The organism is Xanthomonas sp. CFBP 8152 (genome assembly GCF_014199025.1).
GTDB lineage: Bacteria > Pseudomonadota > Gammaproteobacteria > Xanthomonadales > Xanthomonadaceae > Xanthomonas > Xanthomonas arboricola_B.
On sequence record NZ_JACHNO010000003.1, the window covers coordinates 302,023 to 315,561 of the forward strand.

Genomic DNA, 13,539 nt, shown 5'->3' on the forward strand with positions numbered 1-13,539 from the left:
GGACCTGGGCGTGCGATGGACCGCGATTATAGCGGGCCGTCTCGTGTGCACCGTGCCGGGAGCCGGCGTCAGGCCTTCTGCAGCCGCGCGACCAGGCCATGCAGGGCGGCCTGCGCATCCGGCGCGTACCAGCCATCGATGAAGCGTTCCAGCTGGATCAGTTCGGGCGCCAGCGCCGCGCGCAGATCGGCGCGCGCAATCGCACGCGTGGTCAGCATCGGCTGGCGCGGCAGCTGCTGCAGGTCCTGTAGCCAGGCTACCGCGCGGGCGGTGACCAGATCGCCATCGACCAGCTCGTCGACCAGGCCGATCGTGACCGCCTGCTCGGCAGGCAGCAGCTGCCCGGAGATCAGCAGGCGTTCGGCGCGGTGCGCCCCGACCACGCGGCGCAACAGGCGCTGGATGCCTTCCGGCGCGGCCAGGCCCACCTGCACCTCGTTCAAGCCGATCGCATAGGGTTTTGCGGTATCGGCGCTGCGCGCCATCACCCGGTAGTCGCAGCACAGTGCCAGCACGCAGCCGCCGGCCGGCGCATGCCCGCCGATGGCCGCGACCACCGGCACGCGGCTGTTGGCCAGCGCCTGCGCGGCCTCGAAGAAGGCCGTCCAGCTGGCCAGCAACGCGGCGCGGTCGGTGCCGTGCGAGAGCAGCTGCGGCACGTCCATGCCACCGGAAAAGATCCGCTCGCTGCCCGACAGCACGATGCCATCGGTCTCCTCGCCGGCCTGCTGCACCGCAACGCTCAAGGCCTGGCACAGCGCGCTGTCCAGGGCATTGACCGGCGGGCGTGCCAGACGGATTTCGCGAAGACGGCCATGGTCTAAGATCTGGATGCTCATTCGGGGCTCCTGGAGGTCGGGTCATGATAGACGGCAGTCGAAGCAGGCAGCGCATGTGCAGACGCGTGCTGCTCGGTGCATGGGTGATGCTGGCAAGTGCAGGCGCTGGCGCGCAGTGCCTGGCCGAGTTCAAGGACGGCTGGATCCGCATTCCGCCACCCGGTGGCATGGGCATGGCGGCGGGATTCGGGCAGTTCCACAACGGCTGTGCGCAGCCTCTGACGGTCACTGCGGCCAAGAGCAGTGCGTTTGCCGATGTGTCCATCCACGAGACCACGCAGAACAACGGCGTCAGCCGCATGCGCGCAGTGCCGGAGCTGGCGTTGCCGGCCGGCAAGTCGGTGCCGCTTGCGCCGGGCGGCCTGCATCTGATGCTGATGGAAGCGCGTGCGCCGCTGCAGGAAGGTGCGCAGGTACCGGTGACCTTTGTCTTGCAGGATGGTCGCGAGATCAAGGCTACGCTGCAGGCGCACAAGCGCGCGCCGGGTTCGTAAACGCGCGTAGTGCGTGGCCAAGCGGAGCCTGCGTCCTGCAGTGTTTGTCCAGCCCACTGCGTGATCTCGCCGATTAAACGCGATGCGTGGTGGCGAGCAGGTTGCCACTTCATTGTGTCGGTCTGGTCCCGATCACGCGGGCTGCCGGTGGTATCGCGCAGCGGCACGACAGGAGCGCTGCAAACAAAAACGGCGGCTCCCGGAAGAGCCGCCGTCGTCGTATGGCGCTGAAGATCCAGCGCGCAACTGGCAATCCTCAGCTGCTGGCAGCGCGTACCGTCTCCGGCAGCGACGCGCTCTTGCCGGTCTGCGTATCGATCCACACCACCACCACGTTGCCATCCGAATACAGCACGCCCTCGTCCTTCTGGTCGACGATGCGATGGCCGATGGTGATGCTGCTGCTGCCCAGGCGTTCGACGAACAGTTCCACCAGAATGTCGTTCGGCCATACCAGCGGACGCTTGTAGTTGACGTTGGTGGCCGCGACCACCGGCGCGATGCGGTCGGTCATCGCCACGCCTTCAACGCCCAGCATCCAGCGCACGCGCGCTTCTTCCAGATACGAAATGTATTTGGCGTTGTTGACATGGCCCATGCTGTCCATATCGCGCCAGCGCACGCTGATCGGGATGCGTGCCAACACCTTGTGCTCTTCGCTCATCAGCTTGCCTTCTTCTTTGCGGTTTTCTTGGTGGCGGACTTGGCGACTTTCGCCACCTTCTCCGGTTTGACCTTGCGTGGCGGGCGCGCATCGGGCTTGTTGGCCATCGCCGCCGGCCGGGTCTCGCGCGCCTTTACCGACGGCAGCATCTTGGCCAGGAACTGCCCGGTGTAGGACGCCTCGTGCGCGGCCACATCTTCCGGCGTGCCGGAGACCAGGATGCTGCCGCCGCGATGGCCACCTTCCGGGCCCAGATCCACGATCCAGTCGGCGGTCTTGATCACGTCCAGATTGTGTTCGATCACCACCACCGTGTTGCCCTCGTCGCGCAGCTTGTGCAGCACGCCGAGCAGCGCTTCGATGTCGTGGAAGTGCAGGCCGGTGGTCGGCTCGTCGAGGATGTACAGGGTGCGTCCGGTATCGCGACGCGACAGCTCCTTGGACAATTTGACGCGCTGCGCCTCACCGCCGGACAGCGTGGTCGCGCTCTGGCCCAGCTTGATGTAACTCAGGCCGACATCCACCAGCGTTTCCAGCTTGCGTGCGATCGACGGCACCGGCTCGAACAGCCGCAGCGCATCCTCGACCGTCATCTGCAGCACGTCGCTGATGTTGAAGCCCTTGTAGCGGATCTCCAGCGTCTCGCGGTTGTAGCGCTTGCCGTGGCAGACATCGCAGGGCACATAGACGTCGGGCAGGAAGTGCATCTCCACCTTGATCAGGCCATCGCCCTGGCAGGCTTCGCAGCGCCCGCCGCGCACGTTGAAGCTGAAACGGCCCGGCGAGTAACCGCGCGCGCGCGCTTCCGGCACCTGCGCGAACAACTCGCGCAACGGCGTGAACATGCCGGTGTAGGTGGCCGGATTGGAGCGCGGGGTGCGCCCGATCGGCGACTGGTCGATATCCACGACCTTGTCGAACAGGTCGAGGTTCTCGACCTCGCGATGCGCGGCCACCGGGTGCGAGGCGCCGTTGATCTCGTTGGCGGCCAGCGAGAACAAGGTGTCGTTGATCAGCGTGGACTTGCCCGAGCCGGACACGCCGGTGATGCAGGTCAACAGGCCGGCCGGAATATCCAGGTCGACATTCTTCAGGTTGTTGCCGGTCGCCCCGCGCAGATGCAGCATCATCTTCGGGTTGGGCTTGTGGCGCTGCTTGGGAATCTCGATGCGGCGCTTGCCCGACAGGTATTGGCCGGTCAGCGAGCCGGGTGCATCCAGGATGTCCTGCAATGAGCCTTGCGCGCAGATTTCGCCACCGTGCACACCGGCGCCGGGACCGATATCCAGCACGTAATCGGCCAGGCGGATCGCGTCTTCGTCATGCTCGACGACGATGACGGTGTTGCCCAGATCGCGCAGCCGCGTCAGCGTGCCGAGCAGGCGTTCGTTGTCGCGCTGATGCAGGCCGATCGATGGCTCGTCCAGGACATACATCACCCCGACCAGGCCGGCGCCGATCTGGCTTGCCAGGCGAATGCGCTGCGCCTCGCCACCGGACAAGGTGTCGGCCTTGCGTTCCAGGGTCAGGTAATCCAGGCCCACGTCGACCAGGAAGCCCAGCCGCTCGCCGATCTCCTTGACGATCTTGCTGGCGATCTCGCCACGCCAACCCGGCAGCGACAGGCCGCGGAAAAAGCTCAGCGCCTCGTTGACCGGCAGCACCACCAGTTCGGGCAGCGGGCGGTCGGCGACGAACACATTGCGCGCGGCGCGATTCAGGCGCGTGCCGTTGCAGGCCGGGCAGGGCTGCTGGCTGACGTACTTGGTCAGCTCCTCGCGCACGGCCGGCGATTCGGTTTCGCGGTAACGGCGTTCCAGGTTCGGCAGGATGCCCTCGAAGCGGTGCTTGCGCGTGGTGCGCCCGCCCGCATCGGTGAAGTAGGTAAAGCTGATCACCTCCTCGCCGCTGCCGAACAGCACTGCCTGGCGCACCTTGGCCGGCAACGAATTCCACACCGCATCCACATCGAACTTGTAGTGCTTGGCCAGCGAGGCAATCAGCTGGAAGTAATAGGCATTGCGCCGATCCCAGCCGCGCACCGCGCCGGCCGACAGCGACAGCTCCGGATGCACCACGACGCGATCCGGGTCGAAGAACTCGGCCACGCCCAGGCCATCGCAGCTGGGGCAGGCGCCCACCGGTGCGTTGAAGGAAAACAGTCGCGGTTCCAGCTCCGGCAGCGAGTAATCGCAGACCGGGCAGCTGTACTTGGACGAGAACAGGTGCGGCGCTGCGGCCGGGTCGTCCAGCGACTGCACCGCGACCATGCCTTCGCCGAGCTTGAGCGCCGTCTCGAAACTTTCTGCCAGCCGCTGCTTGATGTCTTCGCGCGGACGGAAGCGGTCGATCACCGCCTCGATGGTGTGCTTCTGGCGCAGCGCCAGCGGCGGCACCGCGTCGATCTCGTACAACTCGCCATCCACGCGCACGCGCACGAAGCCCTGCGCGCGCAGTTGCTCGAACACCTGCGCATGTTCGCCCTTGCGCTCGCGGATCACCGGCGCCAGCAGCATGTAACGCTGCTCCTGATCCTGCGTGAGCATGTGGTCGACCATCTGGCTGACGGTCTGCGCTTCCAGCGGAAAGCCGTGGTCCGGGCAGCGCGGCTGGCCGACGCGCGCGTACAGCAGGCGCAGGTAGTCGTAGATCTCGGTGATCGTGCCGACCGTGGAGCGCGGGTTGTGCGAGGTCGATTTCTGTTCGATCGAAATCGCCGGGGACAGGCCCTCGATGTGGTCCAGGTCCGGCTTTTCCATCACGCTGAGGAACTGGCGCGCATACGCCGACAGCGACTCGACGTAGCGGCGCTGGCCTTCTGCATAGATGGTGTCGAACGCCAACGACGACTTGCCCGAGCCGGACAGGCCGGTGATCACGATCAGTTTGTCGCGAGGCAGGTCGAGGTCGATGTTCTTGAGGTTGTGCGTCCGCGCGCCGCGGATGCGGATGAAATCCATCGCCATGGGGGATCCGATGTCGGGCCGGCGAACCGGCAGTGGTGCGAGCGTGCTCAGCAGGAATGAGTGGCAGTCGATCAGCCTACCCGCCGACCTAGGTGAGGGCAATTGCCCCAAATGCCAGTCTGACCGGGCGCTTGTGGCGGCCGGATGATGCGTTGCACGGGTAGATCGGGCATGGCCGGGCCCGGGTGACCGGCAGGTTGACCCCAAACCCCGCCAGCCCGTACAATCCCGCTCCTGTCTGCCCTAGGGCACGTCAGTGCGACCATAATAACTACAGAGGAAAACCTGGTCATGTACGCAGTTCTGGTAACCGGCGGTAAGCAATACCGCGTCGCGCAGGGCGAAACGCTCCGCGTGGAAAAGCTCGACGTCGAAGCTGGCAACGAGATCACCTTCGACACCGTCCTGATGCTGGGCGATAGCGATGGCATCAAGCTGGGCGATGCGCTGAAGGGCGCCTCGGTCACCGCCAAGGTCGTGGCCCATGGCCGCGCCGACAAGGTGCGCATCATCAAGTTCCGTCGCCGCAAGCACCACATGAAGCGTCAGGGACATCGTCAGTACTACACCGAAATCGAGATCACCGGCATCGCCGGTGGCGATAAGAAGTAAGGAGAACCAGTCATGGCACATAAAAAAGGCGTAGGTTCCTCGCGCAACGGTCGCGATTCCAACCCGAAGTACCTGGGTGTGAAGATCTTCGGTGGCCAGGCCATCGATGCCGGCAACATCATCGTTCGTCAGCGCGGCACCCAGTTCCATCCGGGCGCTGGTGTCGGCCTCGGTCGTGACCATACCCTGTTCGCGCTGGTCGACGGCAAGGTGGAGTTCTCCACCAAGGGCCCGAAGAAGCGTCGCACCGTCAGCGTGGTTGCCGAGGCGTAATCGCCCGCTCCATGCAGGCCAGTCCGTCGGGCATCGCTGCCCGGCGGACGAGACGGAAAGCCCCGCTTTTGCGGGGTTTTTCGTTTGACGGCCGGGAGTGGGGAATCGGGAATCGGGAATCGGAAAAGCCGGCTCCTGGTTTCTTCTCGCTCTTTGCCGTCTTGCTGGTGAGTGCGCTCGCCGGCAGGGGCAGGCTGCTTTCTTTGGCCGATTCCCTATTCCCCATTCCCAATTCCCGGTTGCAAGCTCATGAAGTTAGTCGACGAAGCAGAAATCCTGGTCAGTGCCGGCAATGGCGGCAATGGCTGTGTCGGCTTTCGCCGCGAGAAGTTCATCCCGCTCGGCGGGCCCGATGGTGGCGACGGCGGTAACGGCGGCAGCGTGTGGATCGTGGCCGACGAGAACGTCAATACGCTGGTCGACTTCCGGCATGAGCGCACCTTCAAGGCGCAGCGCGGCGAAAACGGCATGGGTCGCCAGGCCTACGGCAAGGGCGGCGAAGACCGCATCATCGTGGTGCCGGTCGGCACCGTGGTGATGAACGTGCAGACCGACGAAATCATCGGCGACCTGACCCAGCATGGCGATCGCCTGCTGGTGGCCAAGGGCGGCAAGGGCGGCCTGGGCAACATGCATTTCAAGAGCTCGGTCAACCGTGCGCCGCGCCAGTCCACCACCGGTGAAGAGGGCGAGGAGCGGTTGCTCAAGCTGGAGCTGAAGCTGCTGGCCGATGTCGGCCTGCTGGGCTTTCCCAATGCGGGCAAGAGCACCCTGATCCGCGCGGTGTCCTCGGCAACCCCGAAGGTGGCCGATTACCCGTTCACTACCCTGTACCCGAATCTGGGCGTGGTCAGTGTCGAGGCGTATCGCAGCTTCGTCATCGCCGACGTGCCGGGCCTGATCGAAGGCGCGGCCGACGGTGCCGGGCTGGGTACGCAGTTCCTGCGCCATCTGCAGCGCACCCGTCTGCTGCTGCATCTGGTGGACATCTCGCCAATGGATGGTGGCGTGGAGGCCTCGCCGGTGGATCAGGTGCGCACCATCGAGCGCGAACTGGAGCGCCACGATCCCGAGTTGCTGAAGAAGCCGCGCTGGCTGGTGCTCAACAAGGCCGACCTGATGTTCGAGGACGAGGCGCGCGCAGCGGCCGAGACGATCGTGGCCGAACTTGGCTGGGCCGCGCCGTGGTATCTGGTCTCGGCGCTGGGCCGCGATGGCACCTTCCCGATCATGAAGGACGTCATGGCGTTCTTTGATCGTCAGCGCGAGGACGAGCTCGAGGCGCGCAATGCCGGCTGAGCGCATGCGCAGGCACACAAAAAACCCGGCCAAGGCCGGGTTTTTTTTCTATGCCACCGCAAGCCAGGCCTGCGGTGATGCCGACACGGCCCGCTTACGCGGCCTTGATGGCCTTGATGCGAGCGGTCAGGCGGCTCTTGTGACGCGCAGCCTTGTTCTTGTGAATCAGGCCACGGGCGCTGAAACGGTCGAGGATGGGCTGGGCAACGGCGAAAGCAGCTTCGGCGCCTGCAGCATCGTTGGCGTCAAGGGCCTTGATCACCTTCTTGACGGCGGTGCGCAGCATCGAACGCTGGCCCGTGTTGCGCTCATTGCGCACGACGGTCTGCTTGGCGCGCTTCTTGGCGGACTTGATATTGGCCACGGTGGTGGGTTCCTGAAAAATCGGTGTAGTGGAAAAAGCAAGCGGGAAAGTATGATGGGCTTAGTTATGTACGTCAAGTCAGTTGTCAAGAGGGATGCAGCGTGAGCAAGCCCGGCATGTTGAGAGGCCTGCTCTCATTCAGCAGTATGACCATGGTGTCGCGGGTGTTGGGCCTGATTCGGGACCAGGCGATCTCCACCACCTTCGGCGCCAACGCGGTCACCGACGCGTTCTGGGTGGCGTTCCGGATCCCCAATTTCCTGCGTCGGTTGTTCGCCGAGGGCTCGTTCGCCACCGCCTTCGTGCCAGTGTTCACCGAGGTCAAGGAGACCCGCCCGCATACGGACCTGCGCGAACTGATGTCGCGGGTGTCCGGCACGCTCGGTGGCATGTTGCTGCTGATCACCGCGCTGGGGCTGATCTTCACCCCGCAGCTGGCGTCGGTGTTTTCCGATGGCGCGGCCACCGATCCGGATAAATACGGCCTGCTGGTGGATCTGTTGCGGCTGACGTTTCCGTTTCTGTTGTTCGTGTCGTTGACCGCATTGGCGGGCGGGGCGCTCAACAGCTTCCAGCGGTTTGCGATTCCGGCGCTGACGCCGGTGATCCTCAACCTGTGCATGATCGCCGGCGCGCTGTGGCTGGCGCCGCGGCTGGAGGTGCCGATTCTGGCGCTGGGCTGGGCGGTGCTGGTGGCCGGGGCGCTGCAATTGCTGTTCCAGCTGCCGGCATTGAAGGGCATCGACCTGCTGACGCTGCCGCGCTGGGGCTGGACGCATCCGGATGTGCGCAAGGTGCTGACCCTGATGATTCCGACCCTGTTCGGTTCGTCGATCGCACAGATCAACCTGATGCTGGACACGGTGATCGCCGCGCGTCTGGCCGATGGCTCGCAGTCGTGGCTGTCACTGGCCGACCGGTTTCTGGAATTGCCGCTGGGCGTGTTCGGGGTGGCGCTGGGCACGGTGATCCTGCCGGCGCTGGCGCGCCATCACGTCAAGACCGACCGCAGCGCGTTTTCCGGTGCGCTGGACTGGGGGTTCCGTACCACGCTGCTGATCGCGATGCCGGCGATGCTCGGCTTGCTGCTGCTGGCCGAGCCGCTGGTGGCGACCTTGTTCCAGTATCGCCAGTTCACCGCCTTCGATACGCGGATGACCGCGATGTCGGTCTATGGCCTGAGCTTCGGCCTGCCCGCATACGCCATGCTCAAGGTGCTGCTGCCGGCTTTCTACGCCCGCCAGGACACCCGTACCCCGGTACGTGCCGGCGTGGCGGCGTTGATCGCCAACATGGTGTTCAACTTCGCGTTGCTGGCGGTGGTCTACCAGATCATGGTGCCGCCCGAGCTCAAGGCGCAGGGCGTGATGCAGGCACTGGGCAAGCAGCCGGGCCTGCATCTGGCGCTGGGCATTGCCAGCGCGCTGTCGAGTTATCTCAACCTGGGCTTGCTGTGGTACTGGCTGGGCAAGTCCGGCGTGTACCAGCGCCGGCCGGGTTGGGCTGGCTATGCGCTGCGCCTGCTGCTGGCGTGCGTGGCGATGGCGGCAGTGCTGTTGGCCCTGCTGTGGTGGCTGCCATCGTTCACCGTGATGGACAAGTGGGATCGCATCGGCTGGCTGGCAGTGCTGGTCGGCAGCGGCGGGGCGACCTATCTGGTGGCGCAAGTGGCGCTGGGCTTGCGGCCGCGGCATCTGCGCGAGGGTTAGTGGCTCGCCGGAGCTGGCCGAGCGGGCGCAAAGCCATCGGTCACCCACGGTAGGGCCGATGCCGGGCCGGGTGGGCGAGCCATCGCCTGCCTGCCTCCGGGACGCAGCGGCACGGCACAGGCCTGGGGCGCGCCCATGCTTATTGACAGGCATGGCTATACTTGCGGGTTATGCATCAACGAGGGCCGGTCGGCAGGCCGGCATCTGTTTGGATCGAGGAATGAGCAGGCTGTTTAGAGACGTCGAGGGCGGGACGCTGTTCCCGCACGGAAGCGTGGTCTGTATCGGCGCCTTCGATGGCCTGCACCTGGGGCATCGGGCATTGGTGCAGCACGCGGTCGCGCGTGCGCGCGTGCTGGGGGTGCCGGCGGTGGCGGTGAGCTTCGAGCCGCTGCCGCGCGAGTTTTTCGCCACGGCCGTGCCGCCGCCGCGGCTGACCCTGGTCCGCGCCAAGATCGAAGGGCTGCACGGCTTCGGTGCCGACAGCGTGGGCATGATCCGTTTCGACGGTCGCCTGTCGGCGATGAGTGCCGAAGACTTCGTACGCCTGGCCCTGGTCGGCCGGCTGTGCGCCAAGGAGGTGTGGATCGGCCCGGAGTTCCGTTTCGGCCATCGGCGTGGCGGCGATATCGGCCTGCTGCGCTCGCTTGGTGCGCAGTACGGCTTTGCGGCGGGCGAAATCGCGCCGGTGCACCTGCACGGCGAGCGGATTTCTGCCACGCGCATCCGCGAGCTGCTGGGCGCGGGCGAGTTCGCGCACGCCGGGCAGTTGCTTGGCCGTCCGTATGCCATCGGCGGGCGGGTGGTGCGCGGCAAGCAGCTTGGGCGCACACTGGGTTACCCCACCGCCAATCTGCGGTTTCCGCGCACGCCGGCGCTGTCGGGCATTTACGCGACCTGGGTGCATGGTGTGGCCGAGCGGCCGTGGCCATCGGTCTCGAGCTTTGGCACGCGCCCGACCGTGGCCGGTGTGGAGCCGCTGCTGGAAGCGCATCTGTTCGATTTCCAGGGCGATCTGTATGGCCGGCACATTGCAGTCGAATTCGTCGCCAAGCTGCGCGACGAAGAGAAGTTCGATGGCCTGGACGCGCTGACGGTGCAGATGCATCGTGATGCCGAGCAGGCGCGCGCGGTGCTGGACAGGCAGGTGGTTTCTGCAACACATGCGAGCTCCTCGCAACAGCCAACTTATGATGCGAGTCCCTCGCAAGAGCCCGCACATCCATGTGCGGACTTATTAAAAAATCCAGCGCAACGGTAGAGACCTGTGACCCAAGACTACAAAGCCACTCTCCATCTGCCCGCGACGGAATTCCCGATGCGTGGCGACCTGCCCAAGCGCGAGCCGGCGATGCTGGACCGCTGGGAGCGCGAGGGGCTGTACGCGCAACTGCGCGCCAATGCGGCAGGGCGCCCGCTGTTCGTGCTGCACGACGGCCCGCCGTATGCCAATGGCCAGATCCATCTGGGCCATGCGGTCAACAAGATCCTCAAGGACATCATCGTCAAGTCGAAATACCTGGCTGGCTTCGATGCGCCCTATATCCCGGGCTGGGATTGCCACGGCCTGCCGATCGAGATCGCGATCGAGAAGAAGTACGGCAAGGTCGGCGTGAAGCTGGATGCGGCGCAATTCCGCCAGAAGTGCCGCGAATACGCCACCGAGCAGATCGACCTGCAGCGGCGCGATTTCAAGCGCCTGGGCGTGATCGGCGACTGGGACAACCCGTACAAGACGCTGGATTTCCGCTTCGAAGCCAACGAGATCCGCGCGCTGGCCAAGGTGGTCGACAATGGCCACCTGACCCGTGGCGTGAAGCCGGTGCACTGGTGCTTCGATTGCGGCTCGGCGCTGGCCGAGGCCGAGATCGAATACGCCGACAAGGTGTCGCCGACGGTGGATGTCGCCTATCCGGCGCGTGATCCGGCCGCTGTCGCCGCCGCATTCGGCGCGAGCCTGCCGGCGGGCGTGGGCGTGGCGGTGCCGATCTGGACCACCACCCCGTGGACGCTGCCGGCGTCGCTGGCGGTGAGCCTGGGCGCGGAGCTGGACTACGTGCTGGTCGAAGGCCCGGCCGATCGCGGCCAGCCGCGCTGGCTGGTGGTGGCCGAGGCCCTGGCCGGCAAGGCGCTGGCGCGCTACGGCGTTGAGACGGTGGTGGTGCACGGCCATGCCAAGGGTGCGGCGCTGGAGCAGATGCTGCTGAACCACCCGTTCTATGCCGAGCGCGAGATCCCGTTGCTGCTGGGCGACCACGTATCGGCCGAGGACGGTACCGGCGCGGTGCACACCGCACCGGGCCATGGCCAGGAGGACTACCAGGTCTCCAGGCAGTACGGCCTGCTCGAGCGTTACGGCGCTGCGCAGATCAACCCGGTGGACGGACGTGGCGTGTACCTGCCGTCGACGCCGCCGCTGGGCGACACCGTGCTGGCCGGGCTGCATATCTGGAAGGCCAACGACATCATCATCGAGGCGCTGCGCGATACCGGTGTGTTGCTGGCGGCCAGCAAGATGGAGCACAGCTATCCGCACTGCTGGCGCCACAAGACGCCGATCGCGTTCCGCGCCACGCCGCAGTGGTTCATTTCGATGGAGCAGGCCAACCTGCGCGCCGATGCACTCAAGGCCATCGACAACGTGCACTGGTATCCGTCCTGGGGCCAGGCGCGTATTGCCGGTATGGTCGACGGGCGTCCGGACTGGACCATCTCGCGTCAGCGCACCTGGGGCGTGCCGATCGCCCTGTTCGTGCATCGCGAAACCGGCGAGCCGCATCCGCGCAGCACCGAATTGCTGCGCCAGGTCGCCGACCGGGTGGAACGGGGCGGCGTGGACGTGTGGTACACGCTGGACGCGGCCGAACTGCTGGGCGATGAGGCCGCCGATTACGACAAGATCACCGACATCCTGGATGTGTGGTTCGACTCCGGCGTGACCCATGAAGCAGTGCTGGTGGACCGTGGCCTGCCCAAGCCGGCCGACCTCTACCTGGAAGGCTCCGATCAGCACCGCGGCTGGTTCCAGTCCTCGCTGCTGACCGGCGTGGCGATGGACAAGGCGGCGCCGTACAAGCAGTGCCTGACCCACGGCTTCACCGTGGACGAGCACGGCCGCAAGATGTCCAAGTCGCTGGGCAACGGCATCGAGCCGCAGGACATCATGAATACCCTGGGCGCGGACATCCTGCGCCTGTGGATCGCCTCGGCCGATTACAGCAACGAGATGTCGCTGTCGCAGGAGATCCTCAAGCGCAACGCCGATGCGTATCGCCGCCTGCGCAATACCGCGCGCTTCCTGCTCGGCAACCTGCATGGCTTCGATCCGCTGCAGCATCTGGTGGCGCTGGACGAGATGGTGCTGCTGGACCGCTGGATCGTGCACCGCGCGCACGAGCTGCAGGAAAAGATCGTTGCCGCGTATGCGCGCTACGACTTCTCCGAAATCGTCCAGGCGTTGCTGAATTTCTGCAGTGTGGATCTGGGGTCGCTGTATCTGGACGTGACCAAGGACCGCCTGTACACGATGGCCGAGGATGCACGCGGCCGCCGTTCGGCGCAGAGCGCGATGTACCACGTGGCCGAGGCGTTCGTGCGCTGGATCGCACCGGTGCTGAGTTTCACCGCCGAGGAACTGTGGGGCTATCTGCCGGGCAAGCGGGTCGAGAACGTGCTGTTCGCCACCTGGTACGACGGCCTGGCGCCGTTGCCGGCCGATGCCGCACTGAGCAGTGCCGATGTCGACAAGCTGCTGGCCTTGCGCGAGCAGGTGGCCAAGGTGCTGGAGCCGATGCGCTCCAACGGGGCGATCGGCGCGGCGCTGGAAGCGGAGATCACCGTGGCCGCCGACGCGCAGACCGCCGCGCGCTGGCAGCCGCTGGCCGAGGAGCTGCGCTTCCTGTTCATCAGTGGCGATGTGACCGTGACCGCGGCCAGCACCGACGACATCTTCGTCAGCGCGCAACCGACCAGCAAGGCCAAGTGCGTGCGTTGCTGGCACCACCAGGCCAGCGTGGGCAGCGATCCGCGTCACCCGGAACTGTGCAGCCGTTGCGTCAGCAATATCGAAGGTCCCGGCGAGCAGCGCCGCTGGTTCTGACGGGGGTGCGTGATGGCGCGTGGTGGGTCGTCCTGCCGCGCGTTATCGAAACCCCGCACGGGCTGGCGCGCGTCTGCGCCGCGACATCCTTCGCAGGCGCTGGTGCCCGACGGCGATTGCGCCGGCGCCGCACGCACGCCCTTGCTGAAGCATGGCGCATGCGGCATGGCGGGCAGGGTGGCCAGCTTTGGCGGCCATGCCATCCTTGCCGGCCTGTCAT

11 protein-coding genes are annotated in these 13,539 nt (G+C 65.9%); 7 read left to right on the forward strand and 4 right to left on the reverse strand.

Features of this window, described 5'->3' with window-relative positions; all coding sequences use genetic code 11:
- Positions 1-68 precede the first annotated feature (68 nt).
- Positions 69-839, reverse strand: a complete 771-nt coding sequence (locus FHT09_RS13050) for an enoyl-CoA hydratase/isomerase family protein (protein WP_104606815.1) — start codon at positions 837-839, stop codon at positions 69-71.
- A gap of 65 nt (positions 840-904) precedes the next feature.
- Here FHT09_RS13050 and FHT09_RS13055 point away from each other — a divergent pair, with 65 nt between their 5' ends.
- Positions 905-1,333 carry a copper chaperone PCu(A)C gene (locus tag FHT09_RS13055; protein WP_181141384.1) on the forward strand — a complete coding sequence of 143 codons (429 nt, stop codon included), beginning with the start codon at positions 905-907 and terminating at the stop codon, positions 1,331-1,333.
- A 256-nt stretch (positions 1,334-1,589) separates the two neighbouring features.
- On the opposite strand, the gene FHT09_RS13060 is transcribed toward FHT09_RS13055, so the two are convergent.
- Entirely contained in the window at positions 1,590-1,997 is a 408-nt protein-coding gene (locus tag FHT09_RS13060) for a thioesterase family protein (protein WP_104606817.1), read from the reverse strand.
- Positions 1,997-4,963 carry an excinuclease ABC subunit UvrA gene (gene uvrA, locus FHT09_RS13065; RefSeq protein ID WP_104606818.1) on the reverse strand — a complete coding sequence of 989 codons (2,967 nt, stop codon included), beginning with the start codon at positions 4,961-4,963 and terminating at the stop codon, positions 1,997-1,999. The genes FHT09_RS13060 and uvrA overlap by 1 nt, the downstream gene beginning before the upstream one ends.
- Positions 4,964-5,254: 291 nt before the next feature.
- Here uvrA and rplU point away from each other — a divergent pair, with 291 nt between their 5' ends.
- The 3 genes from rplU (at position 5,255) to obgE (ending at position 7,147) form a co-directional block, all read left to right on the forward strand.
- Positions 5,255-5,575, forward strand: a complete 321-nt coding sequence (gene rplU, locus FHT09_RS13070; protein ID WP_104606819.1) for a 50S ribosomal protein L21 — start codon at positions 5,255-5,257, stop codon at positions 5,573-5,575.
- 12 nt (positions 5,576-5,587) lie between these two features.
- The gene (gene rpmA, locus FHT09_RS13075; RefSeq protein ID WP_003484326.1) at positions 5,588-5,848 is read left to right on the forward strand and encodes a 50S ribosomal protein L27; all 261 of its coding nucleotides are present in this window, start codon (positions 5,588-5,590) and stop codon (positions 5,846-5,848) included.
- A gap of 249 nt (positions 5,849-6,097) precedes the next feature.
- On the forward strand, positions 6,098-7,147 hold the full coding sequence (obgE, locus tag FHT09_RS13080; RefSeq protein WP_104606820.1) for a GTPase ObgE: 1,050 nt from the start codon (positions 6,098-6,100) through the stop codon (positions 7,145-7,147).
- 94 nt (positions 7,148-7,241) lie between these two features.
- Here the strand turns inward: obgE and rpsT are convergent, their stop codons facing one another.
- The gene (rpsT, locus tag FHT09_RS13085; RefSeq protein ID WP_002807888.1) at positions 7,242-7,511 is read right to left on the reverse strand and encodes a 30S ribosomal protein S20; all 270 of its coding nucleotides are present in this window, start codon (positions 7,509-7,511) and stop codon (positions 7,242-7,244) included.
- 116 nt (positions 7,512-7,627) lie between these two features.
- Here rpsT and murJ point away from each other — a divergent pair, with 116 nt between their 5' ends.
- From murJ to ileS, 3 genes are all read left to right on the forward strand, one after another.
- Positions 7,628-9,220: a murein biosynthesis integral membrane protein MurJ gene (gene murJ / locus FHT09_RS13090; protein WP_104606821.1), complete on the forward strand. Its 1,593-nt coding sequence runs from the start codon at positions 7,628-7,630 to the stop codon at positions 9,218-9,220.
- 220 nt (positions 9,221-9,440) lie between these two features.
- Positions 9,441-10,481: a bifunctional riboflavin kinase/FAD synthetase gene (locus FHT09_RS13095; protein ID WP_104606822.1), complete on the forward strand. Its 1,041-nt coding sequence runs from the start codon at positions 9,441-9,443 to the stop codon at positions 10,479-10,481.
- A 6-nt stretch (positions 10,482-10,487) separates the two neighbouring features.
- Entirely contained in the window at positions 10,488-13,319 is a 2,832-nt protein-coding gene (gene ileS, locus FHT09_RS13100) for an isoleucine--tRNA ligase (RefSeq protein ID WP_104606823.1), read from the forward strand.
- The last annotated feature ends 220 nt before the right edge of the window (positions 13,320-13,539 follow it).